The organism is Curtobacterium poinsettiae (genome assembly GCF_047226435.1).
Classification (GTDB): Bacteria; Actinomycetota; Actinomycetes; order Actinomycetales; family Microbacteriaceae; genus Curtobacterium; species Curtobacterium poinsettiae.
In genome coordinates, this window is sequence record NZ_CP178434.1 from 1,020,224 (window position 1) to 1,038,520 (window position 18,297).

The 18,297-nt window shown below is 70.8% G+C and carries 19 protein-coding genes and 1 tRNA gene; 10 read left to right on the forward strand and 10 right to left on the reverse strand.

All coding sequences use genetic code 11. From position 1 onward, the window contains the following. Positions 1-26: 26 nt before the first annotated feature. A complete protein-coding gene (locus ACL00U_RS04790) occupies positions 27-287 on the forward strand; it encodes a thioredoxin family protein (protein ID WP_017886050.1) in 261 nt (86 codons plus the stop codon). On the opposite strand, the gene ACL00U_RS04795 is transcribed toward ACL00U_RS04790, so the two are convergent. From ACL00U_RS04795 to ACL00U_RS04805, 3 genes are all read right to left on the reverse strand, one after another. Beyond that, entirely contained in the window at positions 231-1,793 is a 1,563-nt protein-coding gene (locus ACL00U_RS04795; RefSeq protein ID WP_412873881.1) for a DUF6716 putative glycosyltransferase, read from the reverse strand. The two genes, ACL00U_RS04790 and ACL00U_RS04795, sit on opposite strands and share 57 nt — an antisense overlap. A gap of 138 nt (positions 1,794-1,931) precedes the next feature. After that, positions 1,932-2,804: an N-acetylneuraminate synthase family protein gene (locus ACL00U_RS04800; protein ID WP_017886049.1), complete on the reverse strand. Its 873-nt coding sequence runs from the start codon at positions 2,802-2,804 to the stop codon at positions 1,932-1,934. After that, the gene (locus ACL00U_RS04805; RefSeq protein ID WP_412873882.1) at positions 2,801-3,586 is read right to left on the reverse strand and encodes a cytidylyltransferase domain-containing protein; all 786 of its coding nucleotides are present in this window, start codon (positions 3,584-3,586) and stop codon (positions 2,801-2,803) included. The genes ACL00U_RS04800 and ACL00U_RS04805 overlap by 4 nt, the downstream gene beginning before the upstream one ends. Before the next feature lie 110 nt (positions 3,587-3,696). Here ACL00U_RS04805 and ACL00U_RS04810 point away from each other — a divergent pair. Beyond that, a tRNA-Arg gene (locus tag ACL00U_RS04810) sits at positions 3,697-3,769 on the forward strand. Positions 3,770-3,842: 73 nt separating this feature from the next. On the opposite strand, the gene ACL00U_RS04815 is transcribed toward ACL00U_RS04810, so the two are convergent. Beyond that, complete coding sequence (locus tag ACL00U_RS04815) at positions 3,843-4,379, reverse strand: hypothetical protein (RefSeq protein WP_412873883.1); 537 nt, start codon at positions 4,377-4,379, stop codon at positions 3,843-3,845. An 858-nt stretch (positions 4,380-5,237) separates the two neighbouring features. After that, positions 5,238-5,504 (reverse strand): hypothetical protein, encoded by a 267-nt coding sequence (locus ACL00U_RS04820; protein WP_017886047.1) that lies wholly within the window; start codon positions 5,502-5,504, stop codon positions 5,238-5,240. 150 nt (positions 5,505-5,654) lie between these two features. On the opposite strand from ACL00U_RS04820, the gene msrA reads away from it, so the two are divergent. The 3 genes from msrA to ACL00U_RS04835 all read left to right on the forward strand — a co-directional run bounded on the left by msrA (position 5,655) and on the right by ACL00U_RS04835 (position 7,235). Continuing rightward, a complete protein-coding gene (gene msrA / locus ACL00U_RS04825; RefSeq protein ID WP_140449351.1) occupies positions 5,655-6,182 on the forward strand; it encodes a peptide-methionine (S)-S-oxide reductase MsrA in 528 nt (175 codons plus the stop codon). Positions 6,183-6,219: 37 nt separating this feature from the next. Further along, on the forward strand, positions 6,220-6,423 hold the full coding sequence (locus ACL00U_RS04830) for a hypothetical protein (RefSeq protein ID WP_017886045.1): 204 nt from the start codon (positions 6,220-6,222) through the stop codon (positions 6,421-6,423). 119 nt (positions 6,424-6,542) lie between these two features. Then, positions 6,543-7,235 (forward strand): single-stranded DNA-binding protein, encoded by a 693-nt coding sequence (locus ACL00U_RS04835; protein ID WP_412873884.1) that lies wholly within the window; start codon positions 6,543-6,545, stop codon positions 7,233-7,235. 73 nt (positions 7,236-7,308) lie between these two features. Here the strand turns inward: ACL00U_RS04835 and ACL00U_RS04840 are convergent, their stop codons facing one another. Next, positions 7,309-8,043 (reverse strand): hypothetical protein, encoded by a 735-nt coding sequence (locus ACL00U_RS04840; RefSeq protein ID WP_017886043.1) that lies wholly within the window; start codon positions 8,041-8,043, stop codon positions 7,309-7,311. A 189-nt stretch (positions 8,044-8,232) separates the two neighbouring features. Here ACL00U_RS04840 and ettA point away from each other — a divergent pair, with 189 nt between their 5' ends. Further along, positions 8,233-9,918 carry an energy-dependent translational throttle protein EttA gene (gene ettA / locus ACL00U_RS04845; RefSeq protein ID WP_017886042.1) on the forward strand — a complete coding sequence of 562 codons (1,686 nt, stop codon included), beginning with the start codon at positions 8,233-8,235 and terminating at the stop codon, positions 9,916-9,918. Positions 9,919-9,950: 32 nt separating this feature from the next. Continuing rightward, positions 9,951-10,403: an acyl-CoA thioesterase gene (locus ACL00U_RS04850; RefSeq protein WP_071252247.1), complete on the forward strand. Its 453-nt coding sequence runs from the start codon at positions 9,951-9,953 to the stop codon at positions 10,401-10,403. Here the strand turns inward: ACL00U_RS04850 and ACL00U_RS04855 are convergent. Next, a complete protein-coding gene (locus tag ACL00U_RS04855) occupies positions 10,390-11,253 on the reverse strand; it encodes an acyl-CoA thioesterase (RefSeq protein WP_412873885.1) in 864 nt (287 codons plus the stop codon). The genes ACL00U_RS04850 and ACL00U_RS04855 overlap by 14 nt on opposite strands. Positions 11,254-11,345: 92 nt before the next feature. Here ACL00U_RS04855 and ACL00U_RS04860 point away from each other — a divergent pair, with 92 nt between their 5' ends. Both ACL00U_RS04860 and ACL00U_RS04865 read left to right on the forward strand, forming a co-directional pair. Next, positions 11,346-12,047, forward strand: coding sequence for a hypothetical protein (locus ACL00U_RS04860; RefSeq protein ID WP_412873886.1), 702 nt, complete (start codon positions 11,346-11,348; stop codon positions 12,045-12,047). A 77-nt stretch (positions 12,048-12,124) separates the two neighbouring features. Beyond that, complete coding sequence (locus tag ACL00U_RS04865) at positions 12,125-12,967, forward strand: NAD(P)H-binding protein (RefSeq protein ID WP_262160225.1); 843 nt, start codon at positions 12,125-12,127, stop codon at positions 12,965-12,967. Positions 12,968-13,277: 310 nt separating this feature from the next. Here ACL00U_RS04865 and ACL00U_RS04870 read toward each other — a convergent pair whose 3' ends face one another. From ACL00U_RS04870 to pepN, 3 genes are all read right to left on the reverse strand, one after another. Continuing rightward, on the reverse strand, positions 13,278-13,772 hold the full coding sequence (locus ACL00U_RS04870) for a globin (protein WP_017886037.1): 495 nt from the start codon (positions 13,770-13,772) through the stop codon (positions 13,278-13,280). Next, positions 13,769-14,839, reverse strand: coding sequence for a mechanosensitive ion channel family protein (locus tag ACL00U_RS04875; RefSeq protein WP_017886036.1), 1,071 nt, complete (start codon positions 14,837-14,839; stop codon positions 13,769-13,771). The genes ACL00U_RS04870 and ACL00U_RS04875 overlap by 4 nt, the downstream gene beginning before the upstream one ends. Positions 14,840-14,914: 75 nt before the next feature. Continuing rightward, positions 14,915-17,494: an aminopeptidase N gene (gene pepN, locus ACL00U_RS04880; protein WP_042538553.1), complete on the reverse strand. Its 2,580-nt coding sequence runs from the start codon at positions 17,492-17,494 to the stop codon at positions 14,915-14,917. Between the two features lie 120 nt (positions 17,495-17,614). On the opposite strand from pepN, the gene ACL00U_RS04885 reads away from it, so the two are divergent. Next, the gene (locus ACL00U_RS04885; RefSeq protein WP_259496435.1) at positions 17,615-18,268 is read left to right on the forward strand and encodes a DsbA family protein; all 654 of its coding nucleotides are present in this window, start codon (positions 17,615-17,617) and stop codon (positions 18,266-18,268) included. Positions 18,269-18,297 lie beyond the last annotated feature (29 nt).

The window sequence follows — 18,297 nt, forward strand, 5'->3', positions numbered from 1 at the left end:
CCCCACCCGCCGCGTTGCAGGACCACATGCAGCTCGATCTCTGGACGTCCGCCTTCTGTGCGCCGTGCGCCGCCGCCCGCCGGGTGTCGGCCGAGGCCTCGGCGCTCGTCCCCGGGCTCACCGTGACCGAACACGACGTGGCGGCGCACCCCGACGACGCGGAAGACCTCGGTGTCCGGTCCACGCCCACGATCATCGTGCGGCAGGACGACGGCACCGAGGTCTTCCGTTCACCCGGCGTCCCGACCCGGGACCAGCTCCTGCTCGCGGTGGCCAAGGCGCTCTGACCGAGCCGCTGCCGCGGCCGTCCCAGCGGCGGCCCCCGACGCGGGCGCAGCGACGCGCCCTCCTGCGCGCTGCGACGTCGGCGCCGACACCACGACGGGCTCCGGCGGATCGATCAGTGCCCGCATGCGCCGCGCCAGGCGCTTCGCACTCCGGATCGGCGCCCCGATGCCCAGCGCGACCAGCCCGAGCGGGCTTCGATCGGCCCCACCGAGGGCGTTCTTCCGCTCCCACGCACGTCGCAGCGCCCCACCACGGCTCCGCCGAGCCGGTGCCCGGTCCACCAGCCTCCCGGCGTCCCGTCGGGCCATGAGGTCCACCAGTCGGCGCTGCCAGTCGTCCTCGGCGGCCGGGTGGAAGTAGTTGTCCCGCATCCACTCCGGCCGGACGGCCCCGAACCGGCCGTCGACCAGGTCGACGGCGTCCCCCTCGAGGCCACTCCCCACGAACACCTCGTTGATCAGGTGCCGCCCGATCCCGAAGTCGGTGAGCGTGAGCGCGGGGACACCCCGGGCCGCAGCCTCGAGGACGGCCGTCGAACTGATCGTCACGAGTGCCACCGCGCGGTCGAGGTGGTCGGCCATCGGGCCGCTCTCCACCACCAGGTTGGCCGGGGCGTCCGCCGGCACCAGGTCCGGGTACGGGTGCTCCTCGCGGTGCGTCTGGTGCTCGCCGGCCGCGGCGCGGGTCTTGATGACGACGCGCCACTCCGGGTGCGCGCGGGCCGTGTCGACGAGCCAGCGCACGACGAGGGCTCGGTCGGCCCGCTCGAGCGGCACACTCGGCTGCGCCGCGAAGACGACGGAGTCGCGGACGGGCGCGCCCGTCGCGCCCGTCGCGCCGGTACCGCCGGTCGCGCCGGCACCCCGTGCGAACGGCAGTGTGGCGAGTGCGAAGTGCGGCTCGACCCCGCCCTCGCGCGCCACTTCCTCGTACGCGCGCACCTCGCGGTGGCTGTGCAGTACGAACAGGTCGGCCCGGGCGCGGAAGAAGATGCCCTTCCACTTCGCGGGGAACGAGATCCCCGGCAGCCCGGACACCAGCACCGGCCGGTCCGGGATCCGCCGGTGCACCTCGTCGATCACGAGTTCGGCCACGGGCCCGATCAAGGACACCAGGACGGCGTCCGGCGGGTCCTGTCGGAGCTCCTCGACGGCGGCGTCGACGTCCTTCGGTACGGGCGGTTCGCGGTGCAGGTGGGCGAGTCGTCGGTCCAACCCGCGGAACGCCGAGCGCAGCTGCTTCGGACTGGCCGACCGCGGGGTCGCCACGGTGCGCAGCTCCAGGTCCCAGCCGGCGGGCGCGGTCGCCAGCAGGTGGGCGCCCCACTTCGCGAAGGAGTCGGTGTCGACCAGGCCGACCACGTGTCGGACGCGTGGTGGCGCGTCGGACGGGAGGCGCGCCTCCCGTCCGCCGGTCGACCCACCGCCGTCAGCCGGCACGTCCAGGGCGCGGGTCCCGTCGACCGGGCCGGTCACGTGCGCGGTGCTCACGTGCGTTCCGCTCACGCGCCGACGCGACGCAGCTTCGCGAGCGGTGCCTGCTCGCCGGCGCCCGGATGGGGACTGCATGCGCTCACGCGCCGACGCGACGCAGCTTCGCGAGCGGTGCCTGCTCGCCGGTGCCCGGATGGCGACTGCATGCGCTCACGCGCCGACACGACGCAGCTTCGCGAGCGGTGCCTGCTCGCCGGGGAAGATGCGCTTGACGCCGTCGCCGAGGGCGGTCTCGATGATGCGGATGTCACGGGCGAGCGTCTTCAGGCCGTGCGGCTCGAGGGACGCGGCGTGGTCGGAGCCCCACATCGTGCGGTCCAGCGTGATGTGCCGTTCGACGGCCGTGGCACCGAGGGCGACCGCGGCGATGGAGATCTGCAGGCCGGGCTCGTGGCCGGAGTAGCCGACGGGGACGCCCGCGTACCGGTGGGCGAGCGTGTCGATCATGCGGAGGTTCGCCTCCTCGGCGGGCAGCGGGTAGGTCGACGTCGCGTGCATGAGGACGAGGCGGTCGGTGCCGAGGGTCTCGACGGCGGCGTCGATCTGCTCGAGCGTGGACATGCCGGTCGACAGGATGACGGGCTTGCCGGTCGCGGCGACCGCGGCGAGCATCCCGAGGTCCGTCACCGACGCCGACGCGATCTTGTAGGCGACGACGTTGAGGTCCTCGAGGAAGTCCACCGACGGCTCGTCCCACGGCGACGCGAACCAGTCGAGACCGCGGAGGGTCGCGTGGTCACCGATCTCGATGTACTGGTCGCGGTCGAACTCGACGCGGTAGCGGTACTCCAGGTAGGTCATGTCGCCCCACGGGGTGCTGCGCGGGGTGTTCTTCATGTGCTCCGGCGTCGAGATCGCGGGGGTGCGCTTCTGGAACTTGACGGCCTGCAGGCCGGCGTCGGCAGCGACGTCGATGAGCTGCTTCGCGATGTCGACGTCGCCGTTGTGGTTGAGGCCGATCTCGCCGATGAGGTACGCGGGGTGGCCCGCGCCGATCGTGGACGTACCGATGGTGACGGTCATGGTGCTCCGTTCGGTGCGGGGGTGGCCCGCGTCGGGGATGGGTCTCGGGTCGTGGTGGGTGTGGGGGCGCCGACGCGTGCGTGGCCGTGGCCGGGGGCTTCGTTCCGCGCGCCGGCGAGGGCTTCGGCGAGGGCCAGGTCGGCCTCGTCGTCGATGTCGATCGCGCCGGCACCGTCGACGACGGCCAGCTCGACGCGGCCGTGGAACCGGTGCCGGTGCTCGAGGAACCCCGACGTCCGCATCACGTAGAACGCGCCGGTCTCGCGGTACTCCGGCTCACGGTCCTGGCGGCGCGGTCTGGTCGCAGCGTCGTGGTTGACCGCGACCGCGGTGCCGTCCGGCGCGGTCCGCCACAGGAACGCGTGCGACGCTGCGGCCGCGAACACCGCGTCGGCGTGCCCGTCGACCACGCGCGCGACGGCGGCGTCGAGGTCGGCCGGGTCGATGAACGGCGAGGTCGCCTGCAGGAAGACGAGGACCTCGGGCAGCGGGGTGCTGATCGCGTCGAGGACGTGCAGCAGCGCGGACTCGGACGATGCCTCGTCACCGGCGAGCTCGGCCGGACGGCGGACCACGGCGGCACCGGAGGCGACCGCCTCTGCGGCGATCGCGTCGCCGTCGGTCGTGACGACCACCTCGTCGATGCTCGCGGCCAGCCGAGCCGACTCGACCGCACGACGGACCAGCGAACGACCCGCGACGGTGCGGAGGTTCTTGCCGGGGATCCCCTTCGACCCGGCACGCGCGGGCACGACGGCGAGGACGGAACCGGTGGTGCGCATGCTCCGGACGCTACGAAGCGCGGGTGTCCCGGAGGGGAACGGAGAGCAGACGGCGGCCGACCGTTGGGCAACCGCCGGGTCTGGTCACGGCGCTACAATCGACGCTGCTTGCCTCCGTAGCTCAGTGGATAGAGCAGGTGGTTTCTACCCACCGTGCCGCGGGTTCGATTCCTGCCGGGGGCACCGAAGACGAACAGGGCCGCCATCCTGTGCGGATGGCGGCCCTGTTCTCGTCGCTGTGGCGTCGTGGCGGCTGTTACTCGTCGTCGTCCGCGGCGCGGCGCCGGAGTTCGGCGGCGCTGATCGGCTGCGTGTACGGCGCTTCCGATGTCTCGTTCGCGTCGGCCGGTTCGGCGGGGGCCTGGCCCAGACGCGTCGGGACGGACGTGGTGTTCGTCGTTCCGGGGGTCTCGACCCGGGGAGCCGACGCCGGCGGGACGTCGTTCGCCGGTGTGCGGTTGACGTGCGCCTCGGCTGCCGTGGGCGTCGCGACGGCGCGGTCGGCAGAGGACGGGCGGTCGTTCCGCGGTGCGCGGTCGGTGTCGCCGAACGCACGGGTGGCGCTCGCGCCGCCGAAGGCACGGGTCGCGCTGGCGTCGTCCACGGCCTCGGTGTCGTCCGTGCTGCGAACCGGGGTGGAGCGTGCGGGTGAGGTCGGGGTGCCGAGCGCCGGGCGCACCGGCGGCGCAGCCTCGTCGTCGCCGTAGACACGGGTGGTGTTCTCGCCGAAGGAGCGTGTGGCGTTCGGGTCGGTGCTCCCGCGGTTCTGGTTCGTGCCGGCACCGCGGTTCACCGAGAACGACGGGGTCGTCCCACCGGTGGAATCCGGCGGCTGCGGTTCCGGGCGCAGCCGCACCGGCAGTGGGCGAACCAGCAGCGGGTGCGGTGGCTGCCGGGACCGAAGGCGCTGATGCGGGGCGCTGCGCCGGACGCAGCGAGGTCGTCGTCGGGGTGGCGCGCTCGACCGGAGCAACCGGGGCCGGGGCCTGCGCCTGGGTGCGCGGGGCCTCGCCCTGGTCGGCGTTCCAGTCCTGCTGGCGCTTGATCAGGTCGGCGTCGGGGTCCGGAGACTCGAACTTCCAGCGCTCGAGGTCGGCCTTGAAGAGCTTGCGCGCACGGCTCGGACGTGCCTGCCAGTCGAGCAGGCGGTCACGGAACTCGGCGAGGGACTGGTCCGCCTGGAAGCTGAACGTCGACGAGTTCTTCTTGATGTCGGCGATCTCGTGCTGGGCCCAGTTGGCGGCCAGCGGCGCACCCTGCACGGCGAGCAGGCGCAGCCGGATGTCGGCGTCCTCGGCCAGGTGGTCGGCGTAGGCGCGCTCGTCGTGTCCGAGCGATCCCCACGCGGCAGCCTTGCGCGCAGCCGTCAGGATCGCGGCCACGGCCGCGTTCTTCGATTCCCGCTCCTGCAGCGCCACGACCCGCTTGGTCGCGCTGCGCCCGATGAGCGCCGCGATGACACCAGCCACGACGATCGCGACGAAGGGGATCACAGCGCCCGAGAGCACCCGCCACCCCGTGTCGGACGAAGTCCAGTCGGTCAGGTCGTTCCACCAGTCCATGTGCGCACCATACCCACGGGACGATCAGGCGTCGGGGAGGTCGGACGGCGTTCCGCGCATCCCAGCGCAGATGATTCCAATGTGGAACATCATGACCAGCGCAGGGTGTCCACGGCGTCGTCGGCGGACCAGACGCTCGGCAGCTCGACGAACCGGCGCTCGGTCGCGACGTACCGGCGCGCACGGTAGGCGGTGTCGCCGGCGACGTCGATGCGGTCGACGTAGCCGACGATCTCACCGTTGGCCCGGGTCACGCGGCTCAGGTCGTCGCGGACGTCGAGGATGCGGTAGTCGCCCCGGGCGCGGGCCAGCGGGACGGTGCGGATCCGCAGTGCGGGTTCGGTGATGGTCTGCATCGCTGGCCTCCTGGTCGGTGTGGTGCCGACGCTACGGGGGACCACCGACACGCCGAGGGGTGCCGTCCGATCTGGGGAACAGGGTCTCCGCGCACACTGTTGTGGAGGAACGAGTGGGCCGCACGCGTGGCCCGGAGAGAGGGTGTCGTCATGACCACGTTCGTGCTCGCAGGTGGATGTTTCTGGTGTCTCGACGCCGTGTACCGCACGCTCCAGGGTGTGCAGGACGTGGTGTCGGGCTACATCGGCGGACTGGTCGACGACCCGTCCTACGAACTGGTGTGCACCGGGACGACGGGGCACGCCGAGGCGGTCGCGGTGACGTTCGACGAGTCGGTGATCCCAGCCGAGGTGATCCTCGACGTCTTCTTCACGCTGCACGACCCCCGTCAGCTGAACCGGCAGGGCGCCGACGTCGGCACGCAGTACCGCTCGGCGATGTTCCCGGCCGACGACGCGCAGCGCGAGCTGTTCGAGCGCGCGATCGAGCGGGCGTCGGACATCTGGGACGGCGGGGTCGTCACCACCATCGAGCCGCTCTCGACGTTCTTCACGGCAGAGGAGTACCACCAGGACTTCTTCGCGAAGAACCCCGGGCAGGGTTACTGCCTCGCGGTCGCGCTGCCCAAGGTGAACAAGGTCCGGAAGGCCTACAGTCAGTACATCCTGGCGTCCTGACCCCGGGGCGGCAGGGCCACGAGGAGGTGGTTCGAACATGACGGACAACACGGGAACCTGGGTCGCCATCGGTCCGGCCGGAGCAGTGGGCAGCATCCACCGCGCGGCGGACGGCTTCGAGGTCGAGCTCTACGGACGCCGACGGGCGGGCGGGCCCTACCCGTCCCTCGAGTCCGCGAAGGGCGCGGTCCACGCCGCGCTCGGACCGTTGGCCGCCCGGCCCGAGTTCCGAGCGCACTGAGCGGGTCCGGACAGGAGGCCCGGGGGACTCGTCCTCCACAGGTCGCCTGATCGGGTCCACACGCCACAGATCCAGCCCGGGGCTGCTGAGGCAGCCCCGGGCTCCGTGACGATCGACCCATGAACGACATCATCACCGTCTGCGGAATCGTCGCCACCGAGCCCCGGCACCTCGTCACCGAGACCGGCATCGCCATCACGAGTCTCCGGCTCGCGTCACCCTCGCGTCGTTGGGACCGGGCCACCTCGGCCTGGGTCAACGGTGCGACCAACTGGTACACCGTCACCGCGTTCCGGTCGCTCGCGTCGAACGTGTTCAAGTCCCTGAAGAAGGGCGACCGGATCGTCGTCGCCGGCCGGGTTCGCATCCGCACGTGGGAACGCGACGGTCGTGGCGGGACCTCGGTCGAGATCGACGCCGACGGCATCGGCCACGACCTGGCGTGGGGGATCAGCAACTGGCTGCGGGTTCCGCGGCAGGTCGGCGACGCCGCATCGGGTCACGGTGGACTGCGTGGGGTGGACCCCCGCACCGGCGAGGTCCGTGACCCCGCTGTGGGTCACGGCGCCGCGGACGGACCCGACCGCGGGGAGCACACCGCAGAGCCCCACGAACACGCACCGTCGACCGACCCGGGATCGGACGACGACGCCGATGCGCTGCACGGCGCACCGACCCTCGGGGACGGCACGGAGCCAGCGGGGCCGTCCGAACACGTCCTCGAGCAGGACGCCGCGCCCTGGGACCCTGCGCCACCCCTCGACGACCACGCCGACCACGCCGACAGCACCGACCACGACGAAGCGGCCTGACCCGGCAGCCGATCGGGGTCGGTGCGCCGGGTCAGGCCGCTTGTTCCGCGTGCGGTTCACCGCCTCGCGTCGGTCACCACTTCTGGGCGATCATCCCGATGCCGGAGACCTGGTCGGTGTCCCAGTTGCCGCCGCGGGGCAGCCCGGTCACACGGCCGTCGATCTTGAAGCTCGCACCCTGCACCCGCGGGCTGTTGGTCTGCGTGGCCTTCAGGCCGTGGAACGAGAAGCCCGTGTTCCACTTGCCGTTCAGCCCGGTGTTCGACTTGCGGTCGCCGACCGTGATGCGGGTGTTCTGCACCGTCGAGTGCACGACGTCACCGTTCAGACGGGCGTTGGCCTCGGCGTTGAAGAACAGCCGTCCGTCCAGGTTGAGCTTCAGGTTGGCGACGGTCTTGTGGTTCACGATCATCGTCGCGACGTCGTTCTTGTACCAGCGCATGCCGATCGGGGTGAGCTTGTTCGTCGCCGGGCCGAGGTAGCCGTACGTGAACTTGCCGTTCTGCACGCGCTCCCAGATGTACCGCGGCTTGCCCTTGCTCACGGTGGAGCCCTTGTCCGACTGGATCCCGAAGGCGTAGGCGTTGTTGTGGGCGTCGTGCACGTTGATGTACGACGAGTAGCCGGTCCCCGAGCCGTTCGCGCTGATGCTCGCGGTGTACAGCAGGTACGGGGCGCCCTTCGGCAGGGCCACGGCGGATGCCGGCGACACCGGTGCGATGAGTCCGACGGTGAGTGCGATCGCTCCGACGAAGGGGAGCGCGAGGCGGCGGAGCCGCGACGGGGTCGTTGTCGTGTGCGTGGTCATGGTCCTCGTCCTGTCCGTGGTCCTGATCCTGGTCCTCGTCGTGGTGGGCGACGGGCCCCAAGTTGCTGGGTGAGGCAAAGCTACGTCGTCCGTGACGCGAACAACAGGCCGGTTCGTACAGGTGCGGGAAGCGGCGATCCGGCGTCGGGCGAGCGCTGCTCCGACGGTGTCACTACACTTGGGGCCGATATGGCTGAGTACATCTACCAGATGGTCCGCGCCCGCAAGGCGGTCGGCGACAAGCTGATCCTCGACGACGTCACGATGTCGTTCCTCCCCGGTGCCAAGATCGGCGTCGTCGGACCGAACGGTGCTGGCAAGTCGACGATCCTGAAGATCATGGCGGGTCTCGACCAGCCGTCCAACGGTGAAGCGAAGCTCACGCCCGGCTTCACGGTCGGCATCCTCATGCAGGAGCCGGAGCTCGACGAGACGAAGACCGTGCTCGAGAACGTGCAGGAAGGCGTGGGCGAGATCCACGGCAAGCTCGCGCGCTTCAACGAGATCTCGGCGCTCATGGCCGAGCCGGACGCCGACTTCGACGCGCTCCTGGCCGAGATGGGCACGCTCCAGGAAGACATCGACGCCGCCGACGCGTGGGACCTCGACTCCCAGCTCGACCAGGCGATGGCCGCGCTGCAGTGCCCCCCGGGGGACGAGCTCGTCACGCACCTGTCCGGTGGTGAGAAGCGCCGCGTCGCGCTCTGCAAGCTCCTGCTCCAGAAGCCCGACCTGCTCCTGCTCGACGAGCCCACCAACCACCTCGACGCCGAGAGCGTGCTCTGGCTCGAGCAGCACCTGCAGCAGTACCACGGTGCCGTCCTCGCCGTGACCCACGACCGGTACTTCCTCGACCACGTCGCCGAGTGGATCGCCGAGGTCGACCGCGGTCGCCTGTACCCGTACGAGGGCAACTACTCGACCTACCTCGAGAAGAAGCGCGCCCGCCTCGAGGTCCAGGGCAAGAAGGACGCCAAGCTCGCGAAGCGCCTGTCCTCGGAACTCGACTGGGTCCGGAGCAACACCAAGGGCCGCCAGGCGAAGTCCAAGGCCCGTCTCGCTCGCTACGAAGAGATGGTCACCGAGGCCGAGCGCACCCGCAAGCTCGACTTCGAGGAGATCGTGATTCCGGTCGGCCCGCGTCTGGGCTCGCAGGTCATCGACGCCGAGCACCTGCGCAAGCAGTTCGGTGAACGCGTCATCATCGGCGACCTTTCGTTCACGCTGCCCCGCAACGGCATCGTCGGCGTCATCGGCCCGAACGGTGTCGGCAAGACCACGCTCTTCAAGACGATCGTCGGCCTCGAACCGCTCGACGGCGGCACGCTGAAGATCGGCGACACGGTCGACATCTCGTACGTCGACCAGAGCCGTGGCGGCATCGACCCGAACAAGAACCTGTGGGAGGTCGTGTCCGACGGACTCGACTACATCCAGGTCGGCAAGACCGAGATCCCGTCCCGCGCCTACGTGTCGCAGTTCGGCTTCAAGGGGCCGGACCAGCAGAAGCGCGCCGGCATCCTGTCCGGTGGTGAGCGCAACCGTCTGAACCTCGCGCTGACGCTCAAGCAGGGCGGCAACCTGCTTCTGCTCGACGAACCGACCAACGACCTGGACGTCGAGACGCTCGGCAGCCTCGAGAACGCCCTGCTCGAGTACCCCGGTTGCGCCGTGGTCATCACGCACGACCGGTGGTTCCTCGACCGCATCGCCACGCACATCCTGGCGTGGGAAGGCCTGAACGAGGACGGCACGCCGAACTGGTACTGGTTCGAAGGCAACTTCGAGGCGTACGAGGAGAACAAGATCGAGCGCCTCGGCGCCGATGCCGCGAAGCCCGGGCGCGCGACGTACCGCAAGCTCACCCGCGACTGACCCGCGTGGCGAGACTGCACGCTCCCATCCGCATGCGGTGGAGCGACATCGATGCCTACGGCCACGTCAACAACTCCGCGATGCTGCGCCTCCTCGAAGAGGCGCGCATCGTGGGGTTCTGGGGTGCCGACCCCGGTGAGGACCCCGACGGCGCCCTGCCCGAGCCGATCATCGACGGTCGGCCCGGTTCGGGCACCATGACGATCATCGCCGGGCAACGCCTCGAGTACCTGGCATCGATCCCGTACCTCCGTCAGCCGCTCGACATCCAGATGTGGATCGGGCGGGTGGGCGGTGCGAGCATCGACGTCTCGTACGAGGTCTGGTCGCCCGTGGGACGGGCCCCCGCGGTCCTGTACACCCGGGCCACGACCGCACTCGTGATGGTCGACGCGGCGACGAACCGTCCGCGTCGGCTGACCGACCCCGAGCGTGCCGCGTGCGAGCGCTACCTCGAAGACCCGGTGCAGTTCAGCCGCCCGTAGGCACCCGCATCATGCCCTCCTGGGCGACGGTGGCCAGCAGCTGACCGTCGCGGGAGAACATCCGCCCCAACGCGAGTCCCCGTCCGCCCTGCGCGCTCGGGGACTCCTGCGTGTACAGGATCCACTCGTCCGCGCGACCGTCGCGGTGCCACCACATCGCGTGGTCGAGGCTGGCGCTCTTCACACCGGGGGTGCCCCAGGCGACGCCGTGCCGCCGCATGATCGGCTCGAGGATGGACATGTCGCTGGCGTAGCCGAGCACCGCACGGTGCAGCGCCGGGTCCTCGGGCAGGTCGCCCTGCACCCGGAACCAGACCGCCTGGTGCGGCAGGTGCTCGCCCTGCACGTCGACGAACACCGGACCCTCGACGTGCCGCAGGTCGATGGACCGTGCGGCCCACGCCCGTGCGACGGGGTGGTCGATGGCGGACAGGATCGACGCGGCCGACGGCAGGGACTCCGGGTCCGGGGTGTCCACCGGGTACGGGTCCTGGTGTTCGAGACCGGTGTCCGGCGCCTGGAACGACGCGATCATCGAGAAGATCGGGACGCCGCGCTGGTACGCCTGCACGCGGCGGGTCGCGAACGAACGACCGTCGTGGATGCGCTCGACGGCGAAGGTGATCGGCACGTCGACGTCGCCCGGCCGCAGGAAGTACCCGTGCATCGAGTGGACGTCGCGACCGTCGATCGTGGTTTGCGCGGCGACGATGCACTGGGCCAGGACCTGCCCGCCGAACACCCGTCCGCCGGGGGACCAGTGGCTGGCACCGGTCAGGATCGTCTCGCCCGTGCTCGCGCCGGTGTCCTCGAGTCGCAGGGTCCGCAGGAAGTCGGGTTCGCCGTTCACGCTGTGCAGTCTACGAACGGCTGCCCGGCCTCGATGCAGGGTCACCACGCCCAGGCGGTGCGACGTCGACGGCCGGTAGGATCGTGGACGACATGGGCAACTCGTTCACGCTTCCCGACGCCGCCTCACTCGGTGACCTCCGCACGTACCTCGGACGTGCCGCTCGGATCGAGGACGGCTCGGTCCGGCTCATCGCCGACTCGGGCGTCCTGGCCGTCTACACGGCGATCCTCTACCCGCTCGGGTTGCTCGACGAACTGCCGACGGTGCTCGGCCTCCGCACGTTCTCGCTCACCGAGCCCGCCTCGATCGACACCGTGGTGCCGCTGCAGTCGCTGCTCGAGCGTCTCCGCCTGCTGGCAGAGACGCAGGACGCCGAGCACGCCGAGGGCGCGGACCCGACGCGGGCCACCCCGATCGAGGTCGAGCTGCCGCACGAGGTCCACACGGTCACGTGGGCGGCCATCTCGCCGCCCCGCGGTGGCTGGGTCCCGCTGCCGGACGTCTCGCCCGAACTCCTCCGCCGGGCCACCCGTGACGGCATCGCCGAGGTCGCGGACGCCGTGCCGTCCAACTCGGGCGAGGCCATCGTCCGGCGGATCCGTGCCGAGGTCTGGGGCAGACCGGTCCCCGGCGTCGAGCACCTGCCGGCTGGTGCGGGGTTGGCCGGCGAGAGCCTCGGCTTCCTCGGGCACGACCCGGTGCGCCTGTTCGAGACCGGTCCGTGGAGCCGTCTCACGACGTCGCGCGGCCACGTGCTCGTGAAGCGGCGCGCCTGGACCCTGAGCTCGTAACGACGACGACGAAGAAGACGGCGAGGACGATGACCGCCGCGGACCACGCCGCCCGGCCGCCGTGGTTGGCTGGCCGCATGCACGTCTTCCTCACCGGTGCGTCCGGCTACATCGGCTCCTCCGTCCTCCGCTCCTTGGTCGCCCGCGGCGACGAGGTCACCGCACTCGTCCGGTCCGACGAGAAGGCCCAGCACGTCCGTGACGCCGGTGGCCGAGCCCTGGTCGGTGACGTCACCGACACCGAGGTCGTCGAACGGCTGCTGCACGAGAGCGACGGCGTGGTCCACACGGCATCGGCCCCGGACGTCGACCCGGACTTCATCCGCACCGCGATCGCTGCACTGGCCGGCACCCCCAAGCCGTTCGTGCACACCGGCGGGATCTTCACCTTCGGCGACTCGACGGACATCTCGGAGCAGTCGCCGATCGACCCGCCGGCGCTGACCGCGTGGCGCGGTCCGAACGAGGCCCTGCTGCGCGCGAGCGACGTCCGGAGCACCATCGTCGCGCCCGGCATCGTGTACGGACGCGGCGCGGGCATCCCGGCGATGTTCGTCGGCGACGGCGAGCAGCCGGTGCGGCTGGTCGGGGACGGCTCCCAGCGGTGGACGACGGTGCACGTGGACGACCTCGGCGAGCTCTACGTCTTCGCGCTGCGCCGCGGCGAACTCGACGGGTACATCGTCGCGGCGACCGGGGACAACCCGACCGTGCGCGAGCTCGCCGAGGCCGGGGCCCACGGTGCACCGGTCATCGCCGAGAGCGTCGACGCGAGCCGCGAACGGCTCGGGCAGGACTTCGCCGACGCGCTGCTGCTGCACCAGGAGGCGTCCGGCGCGCACGCCCGGTCGGCCCACGGCTGGCGGCCGTCACGGCCGTCGCTGGTCGACGACCTCGCCTCCGGCTCGTACGTCCGCTGACCGCGCTGAGACGCACTGCCCGAAGACGCCGGCGTCCCGCGGGCACGCCGCCGGTTCCGCGAGACGCCGCCGTATTCGGAGGCGCGGAACGCACGTGGCGGCGTCGGACGGAGACGCCGGCGTCTCGCCAGCACGAGAACGCGGGAACCGCCGGACGGGAGGCCCGTGGCGACGCCGCCACGGGCCTCCCGTCCGGCGCTCGTGACGATCACTGCACGCCGGCGTCCGCGGAAGACACCGCGGGAGCGTCGAGACGCCGCCGGATCCGGAGGCGTCTCGACGACACGACGGCGTCCGCGCCGGACGCGCGTCAGTCGAAGGTGTTCGTCATCGCGTGGGCAGCGCGGTCGAGGTAGCCCCAGAGCTCGGCTTCGTCCAGGGGAGCGAGCTCGAGCGACTCGACCGCCTCGTGCATGTGGTGGAGCCAGCGCTCCCGCGCCTCGGACGTGATGCGGAACGGGTTGTGGCGCATCCGCAGACGGGGGTGCCCGCGCTGCTCGCTGTACGTGCCCGGCCCGCCCCAGTACTGCTGCAGGAAGGCGGAGAGGCGCCAGATCGCACCCTCGAGGTCGTCGGCCGGGTACATCGGCCAGATGACCTCGTCCTGCTGCACGCCCTCGTAGAAGCGCCGGACGAGCCGGTCGAAGGTGGGGGCACCGCCGATCCGCTCGTACAGCGACCCGGTGGCCGAGGTGCCGTGCTCACCGACGCGCAGGGTGATCGGCTGCGCGGGGACGCCGGGCATGCCGAGCGAGCCACGTGCTCCTGGCCCACCCGGGCCGGTCGGGGGTGTGAGGTCGGTCATCGGGGGTCCTTCCCGCTGTCGGGCTCGTCGTCCGTGCGGATCGGCTGCCCGAGGATGTTGCGCTTGGTGCGCCGCGGCTTCGTGGGCGCAGCCATCGGCTGGGTGCGGACGGTGCGCAGCCCGTTGATCGAGGTGGCGTTCTCCCAGCCCTCGGGCATGATCATCGCCATCGCGGGCAGGGTGATGCCGAGTTCGTCGACGGCGTGCTTCAGTCGGGTGCGGAGCTCCCGGCCGACGACGTCGAGCTCAGAGGCGCGGGTCTTCACGACCAGGCGGAAGACCATCCCGGCGTCGGTGATCGACTGCAGGCCCCAGATCTCCGGCTTCTCGACGATCCGCTGGCGCCAGCGCGGCTCCTGCGACATCGTCACGGCGGCCTTGAGCAGGGCGTCCTGCACGGCGTCGATGTCGGTGTCGTACGGCACGGTGATGTCGACGAGCACCCGTGACCAGCCCTGGGACAGGTTGCCGACGCGCAGGATCTGCCCGTTCGGGACGAACCAGAGGATGCCGTTCACGTCGCGGATCTGCATGACGCGCAGCCCGACGTTCTCGACGACGCCGGTGGCCTGCCCGGTGTCGACGACGTCACCGACGCCGGCCTGGTCCTCGAGGATCATGAAGATGCCGGACAACAGGTCCTTCACGATCGACTGGGCGCCGACGGCGAGGCCGGCCGCGACGAGGGACGCACCGCCGACGATGCCGACCGCAGCACCCTTCCACAACGCCGTGGCGATGACCACGAGCGCGATCACGACGACGACCACGGTGGCCAGGTTCTCGAGGACACTGCCGAGCGTCCGGGTCCGTTGCACGACACGCGCGGTCTGCACGGGGGACGCGATGAGGGCCTGGGTGTCGGCCGCCCCCTGACGCTTCTTGACGCCGTTCACGATCCGGTCGACGACCTGCTTGATCATGCGACGGAGGATCAGCCGGAGGACGATCGCCGCGAGGATCGTGATGACGATCGTGATCGGTGCTTGCCAGGCGTCGACGAACTGGAGGAACGCGTTGGACGCCCACTTCGGGACGTCGGTGGTGTCTGCTGCAGCCAGGTTCATATCCGGTCGATGCTAAGCGGCGGGGCCTCGGCGTCCCTGGAGGAACACCAAGACCCCGCCGGATCAGCGCAGGGTTCAGGCGTCCGCGGCCTGGACCCGGAGCGCCCGCTCGGTGCCCGCGAGGCTCTCGGACACGATGCGGCGCAGCGCCGGCGTCTCCGGGTGCTCCGCGAGCCACGCGGCGGCGGCGTCACGGAGCTCGGCCGACGCGAGCGGCGCCGGGTAGAGGCCCGAGACGATGGTGTCCGCCATGTGGTAGCTGCGCTCGGCCCAGATGCGCGTGAGCACCTCGAAGTACTTCGGCACGAGGCCCTCGAGCAGGACCGGGCTGTTCACGTGCTGGAACCCGACCGTGGTCTGGCGCACGATCGCGTTCGGCAGCTCGGACGAGTCGACCAGCGACGAGAACGCGGCCAGCTTGCCCTCGGCCGTCGGGATCGTCGCCCGGGCGCGGGCCGCAGCCTGCTCGCCGGACGCGGTCTTGTCCGCGGCGAGCTCGGCGTCGATCTCGGTGCTGCCCGCGGCGCCCGCGAGCACGAGGCCCTCGAGCAGCTCCCAGCGCAGGTCGGTGTCGATCTCGAGGCCCTGCAGCGTGACCGAACCGTCGCGCAGTCCCTGCAGGGTCGCGACGTGCTCGGGCGTGGACGGGATCTGCGCGAAGAACTTCACGAACTGGAACTGCGCGTCCGAACCGGCTTCGGCCGAGGACGCGAGCTGCCAGAGCGTGTCGCCGACGGTGCGGACCGTGGCCTCGACCGAGCCCGGCGCCACGTAGTTGCGTGCGGTGAGCAGCAGCTGCGAGAGCGTCGTGCGGATGGTGGTCGACTCGGTCTCGGTCGCGATGTTGCCGAGCACCAGGCGGACGTAGTCGCTGGCGGGGGACTCGGCGTCGCGCGTGGCGTCCCACACGGAACCCCAGACGATCGAGCGGGCGAGCGGGTTCGCGATGGACGCGAGGTGCTCGATCGCGGTGCGCCGGGAGTGCTCGTCGAGACGGATCTTGGCGTAGGCCAGGTCGTCGTCGTTCAGGAGCACGAGGTCGCCGCGGTGCACGCCGACGAGCTCGGGCACGTCGGTGCGGGCGCCGTCGACGTCGATCTCGACGCGCTGGACCCGCTCGAGCTTGCCGCCGGCGGATGCAGTGTCCGCGCCGAACGGTGCGGACTCGTCGTTCCGGAACGCGTAGACGCCGATGGCCAGACGGTGCGGACGCAGCGTCGGGTAGTCGGCGGGGGCTTCCTGCAGGACCGTGAACGACGTGACGACGCCGGACTCGTCGGTCTCGATCTCGGGGCGCAGGGTGTTGACGCCCGCGGTCTCGAGCCAGAGCTTCGACCACTCGGTGAGTTCACGGCCGCTCGTCGCCTCGAGCTCGACGAGCAGGTCGCGCAGCTCGGTGTTCGAGTGGTGGTGCTTCTTGAAGTAGGCGGAGACACCGGCGAAGAACGCGTCGATGCCGACCCACGCGACGAGCTGCTTGAGGACCGAGCCGCCCTTCGCGTAGGTGATGCCGTCGAAGTTGACCTGGACGTCTTCGAGGTCGTTGATCGTCGCGACGATCGGGTGCGTCGAGGGGAGCTGGTCCTGGCGGTAGGCCCAGGACTTCTCCATCGCCTGGAACGTGGTCCAGGCCTCGGTCCACTCGGTGGCCTCGGCCGTGGCGATCGTCGACGCCCACTCGGCGAATGACTCGTTGAGCCACAGGTCGTTCCACCACTTCATGGTGACCAGGTCGCCGAACCACATGTGGGCGAGCTCGTGCAGGATCGTGACGACCCGGCGCTCCTTGATGGCGTCGGTGACCTTCGACCGGAACACGTAGGTCTCGGTGAAGGTGACGGCCCCGGCGTTCTCCATCGCGCCGGCGTTGAACTCCGGCACGAACAGCTGGTCGTACTTGTCGAAGGGGTAGGCGACGTCGAACTTCTCCTCGAAGTACGCGAAGCCCTTCTTCGTGGTCTCGAACACGTACTCGGGGTCGAGGTACGAGGCGAGCGACTTGCGCGCGAACACGCCGAGCGGGATCGTCCGGCCGTCGCGGCTGGTCAGCTCGTCGCGCACGACCTCGTACGGGCCGGCGACGAGCGCGGTGATGTAACTCGAGATGCGCGCGGTGGGCGGGAACGCCCAGGTCGCAACGTCGCCGTCGACGTGCGGCTCCGGCGTGGGGGAGTTCGAGACGACCTGCCACCGCGACGGCGCCGTCACGGTGAAGGAGAACTCGGCCTTCAGGTCGGGCTGCTCGAACACCGCGAACATGCGGCGCGAGTCGGGGACCTCGAACTGGGAGTACAGGTACACCTCGTCGTCCACCGGGTCGACGAAGCGGTGCAGGCCTTCACCGGTGTTCGTGTACAGCGCGTCGCTGACGACCACGAGCTCGTTCTGCTCCTGCAGGTCGTCGAGCTGGATGCGCACGCCGTCGTTCACCGCGGCGACGTCGAGCGCCGTGCCGTTCAGCGTGATCGAGTGCACGGTCTTCGTGATGGCGTCGATGAAGGTCGATGCGCCGGCGGTGGCGGTGAAGCGCACCCGCGTGGTGCTGCCGAAGCTGTCGGCGCCGCGGGTCAGGTCGAGCTCGACGTCGTACGTCTGCACGGCGACGACGGCCGCGCGCTCCTGGGCTTCGATTCGGGTGAGGTTCTCTCCGGGCACGCAACGCTCCATCTTCGCTGGGGACGCGGACGATCGGTGTCCGCGTACGGGGCCCCGGACGGCGTCGTGCGCCGGCGGGACGATGAGTTCCAGCCTAGCGACGCCGCGTACGCTCGGATCGTGACCGAGACGACTGTGGACAACCCGACCGACCCCACCACCGAGCGCACCGCCGTGGAGTTCTGGTTCGACCCGAACTGCCCCTGGGCCTGGATGACGAGCCGCTGGGTGGGTGAGGTCGCCGAGCACCGCGACCTCGACGTGACGTGGAAGGTGATGAGCCTGTTCGTCCTCAACGAGGACCAGGACGTGCCGGACAGCTACAAGGAGCGCCTGCACGCCGGCCAGGTCTACCCGCGCATCGTCGCGGCGGCGAAGCTCCGGCTCGGCCAGGACGTCGTGAAGCCGCTGTACGACGCCCTCGGCGAGCACATCCACCACCGCCAGGAGTCCGACCCCGAGCAGGTCGTCCCCGCCGTGCTCGCGGAGCTCGGCCTGGACGCCGACCTGCTCGAGTACGCCTGGACCGACGAGGTCGACGCCGCCGTGCGCGCCAGCCACCAGGACGGCATCGACCGTGTCGGGCAGGACGTCGGCACGCCGGTCATCGCCGTCGAGGGCACCGCGTTCTTCGGACCGGTCATCTCCCCGGCCCCCAAGGGCCAGGAGGCGCTCGACCTGTGGGACGGCGTCGTCGCCGTCGCGAAGGTCCCCGCGTTCTTCGAGCTCAAGCGCTCGCGCACCGTCGGCCCGATCTTCGACACCACCGACTGATCCGGCGCCGACCGGCGGGGGACGGGTGG

Coding starts and splice junctions, on each gene's coding strand:
- ACL00U_RS04790 (WP_017886050.1), top strand. CDS start 27: ATGCAGCTCGATCTCTGGACGTCCGCCTTCTGTGCGCCGTGCGCCGCC.
- ACL00U_RS04800 (WP_017886049.1), bottom strand. CDS start 2,804: ATGACCGTCACCATCGGTACGTCCACGATCGGCGCGGGCCACCCCGCG.
- ACL00U_RS04805 (WP_412873882.1), bottom strand. CDS start 3,586: ATGCGCACCACCGGTTCCGTCCTCGCCGTCGTGCCCGCGCGTGCCGGG.
- ACL00U_RS04820 (WP_017886047.1), bottom strand. CDS start 5,504: ATGCAGACCATCACCGAACCCGCACTGCGGATCCGCACCGTCCCGCTG.
- msrA (WP_140449351.1), top strand. CDS start 5,655: ATGACCACGTTCGTGCTCGCAGGTGGATGTTTCTGGTGTCTCGACGCC.
- ACL00U_RS04830 (WP_017886045.1), top strand. CDS start 6,220: ATGACGGACAACACGGGAACCTGGGTCGCCATCGGTCCGGCCGGAGCA.
- ACL00U_RS04835 (WP_412873884.1), top strand. CDS start 6,543: ATGAACGACATCATCACCGTCTGCGGAATCGTCGCCACCGAGCCCCGG.
- ACL00U_RS04840 (WP_017886043.1), bottom strand. CDS start 8,043: ATGACCACGCACACGACAACGACCCCGTCGCGGCTCCGCCGCCTCGCG.
- ettA (WP_017886042.1), top strand. CDS start 8,233: ATGGCTGAGTACATCTACCAGATGGTCCGCGCCCGCAAGGCGGTCGGC.
- ACL00U_RS04850 (WP_071252247.1), top strand. CDS start 9,951: ATGCGGTGGAGCGACATCGATGCCTACGGCCACGTCAACAACTCCGCG.
- ACL00U_RS04860 (WP_412873886.1), top strand. CDS start 11,346: ATGGGCAACTCGTTCACGCTTCCCGACGCCGCCTCACTCGGTGACCTC.
- ACL00U_RS04865 (WP_262160225.1), top strand. CDS start 12,125: ATGCACGTCTTCCTCACCGGTGCGTCCGGCTACATCGGCTCCTCCGTC.
- ACL00U_RS04870 (WP_017886037.1), bottom strand. CDS start 13,772: ATGACCGACCTCACACCCCCGACCGGCCCGGGTGGGCCAGGAGCACGT.
- ACL00U_RS04875 (WP_017886036.1), bottom strand. CDS start 14,839: ATGAACCTGGCTGCAGCAGACACCACCGACGTCCCGAAGTGGGCGTCC.